The 1,736-nt window shown below is 34.7% G+C and carries 2 protein-coding genes and 1 pseudogene; 1 reads left to right on the top strand and 2 read right to left on the bottom strand.

Going from position 1 to position 1,736, the window contains the following annotated elements; translation table 11 throughout:
* Positions 1–265 precede the first annotated feature (265 nt).
* A complete protein-coding gene (locus tag PVA17_RS24700) occupies positions 266–910 on the bottom strand; it encodes an MBL fold metallo-hydrolase (RefSeq protein ID WP_274069330.1) in 645 nt (214 codons plus the stop codon).
* Between the two features lie 168 nt (positions 911–1,078).
* On the opposite strand from PVA17_RS24700, the gene PVA17_RS24695 reads away from it, so the two are divergent.
* Complete coding sequence (locus tag PVA17_RS24695) at positions 1,079–1,258, top strand: DUF2759 domain-containing protein (RefSeq protein WP_274069329.1); 180 nt, start codon at positions 1,079–1,081, stop codon at positions 1,256–1,258.
* 81 nt (positions 1,259–1,339) lie between these two features.
* Here PVA17_RS24695 and PVA17_RS24690 read toward each other — a convergent pair.
* Positions 1,340–1,612, bottom strand: a pseudogene (locus tag PVA17_RS24690) (transposase); the annotation flags it as partial.
* Positions 1,613–1,736: the final 124 nt, after the last annotated feature.

The following is a 1,736-nucleotide window of genomic DNA, read 5'->3' as shown; positions in this document are numbered from 1 at the left end:
GGTTAGATTATGGTTTATTCTATCTATCCTATTTAATACTAGGGAGATTTTTCCATTTATAAAGTTAATTTAGGCTTTAATTTATTAAACACAAAGCTCTGTAAAATCACCCACAAAGATGAAATTGTCCAATAAAATGGGATGGCTGATGGCATAAAAATTGAAGAAATGACAATCATCAACGGCATCATAAATATCATTATTTTCATTTGCGGATGGCTATTATCAAATAGCTTAACTATTTATTTTTAATTATCGCCAAGCCTTAAAAGCCATTCAAGAAAGGATTTGTCTCCATTTCTGCACCGACCGTTGTATAGTTCCCATGACCAGGGTAGATAATAGTATCCTCAGGTAGTGTCAATAGCTTATCATGAATGGATGTAAGTAATATTTTTGTCGAGCCTCCTAGTAAATCTGTACGACCTACACTTTGTTCAAATAGTGTATCACCAACAATAGCAAAGCCATCATTTTCAAATATATAGGAAATACTACCTGGTGAATGTCCTGGTGTAAACGTTGCTTTAAAATAAAAATCACTTATTTCAAATAGCTGTTCTTTTTTTATAATATTTTCTTCAGCTGGGGCACCGACAATATACTCTGGTAATGCTGCGTATTTACTAGAGCCATTTTTTGTTGGGTCTCCTAACCAGCTTACTTCTTTTTCATGAATCCATACTGGAACATGAAAAGCCTCGCGGATAGCGTCCACTGCACCGATATGATCGAAATGTGCATGTGTTAAAAAGATGGCTAGTGGTTTAAGATTGTTACTACGGATAGCCTTGATGATTCGATCCGCTTCTTCTCCTGGATCAAATATTAAGCATTCCTTATTTTTATTCGATACGATATAACAATTCGTTTGGACAGGTCCAAGAGAATAACTTCGTACGTTTATCATTGTAATCACCTCTATTTCAATTATACAGCCTTTGCCACAATTTGACGATAAATGTTCATAGTTTAGTCTATATTAGTTCTCGACAAAAACAGGTAGAACGTTTACAATTAAGGAGGAATATTGTTTACGACATTCATTTTCTGATGTCGAAAGGAGTGTCAATTTCTAATGAACTTATTAATGGTTATTTTTGGTCTAGTTTCTATTTTAGCTGTAGTTGGTACATTCCAAGCACTTAAAGAAAAGAATCTTTTAAGCGTTGTTTTCAACTTATTAAGTGCTGCAGTATTCGGTTGGTTCGTAATTATGACTGTTATTAATAGTGGATACCCAACAAAATTACACTAAAATTTAGACAGAAAAAAGAGCAGCCTCCATTCGAGGCTGCTCTTTTTCTATCGTTTTTACTGCAGCCTTCCTTAAACGAGCGAAAATGTACATATTGGTGTTGACATTTATACGCTCTACAAGGTCGACGTCTGATACATCATAAATCGCTTTTAATAATAAGTACTTAAACATACGAATTGGAGGAATGGCATTTCGTCCATTGTCTAAACAATATTTTGTTTTTAACTCCTCTAAAATGAATGAAAAATCAACAAGTTCATTGATTTGGCGAAGCATATTATCTTTTGGCACAACAATATCGTAGATCGCCATATCTGGACTTAAATTAAGGGTTTCTTGATTTGAAATCATCGGGGGCACCACCTGCACATTATTTTTTTATTATAAAGGAAAGCGTGACTAAAATAATAGTGTGATACATTGCGTTGTTTGGAGAAGCATCGCTCGACTCCTGCGGGAAAGCGAGACAGACGAG

Source organism: Lysinibacillus sp. CNPSo 3705 (assembly GCF_028674935.1).
Lineage (GTDB): Bacteria > Bacillota > Bacilli > Bacillales_A > Planococcaceae > Lysinibacillus.
The sequence above is the reverse complement of the archived record's forward strand: the minus strand, read 5'-3'. Positions and strand labels throughout refer to the sequence as shown.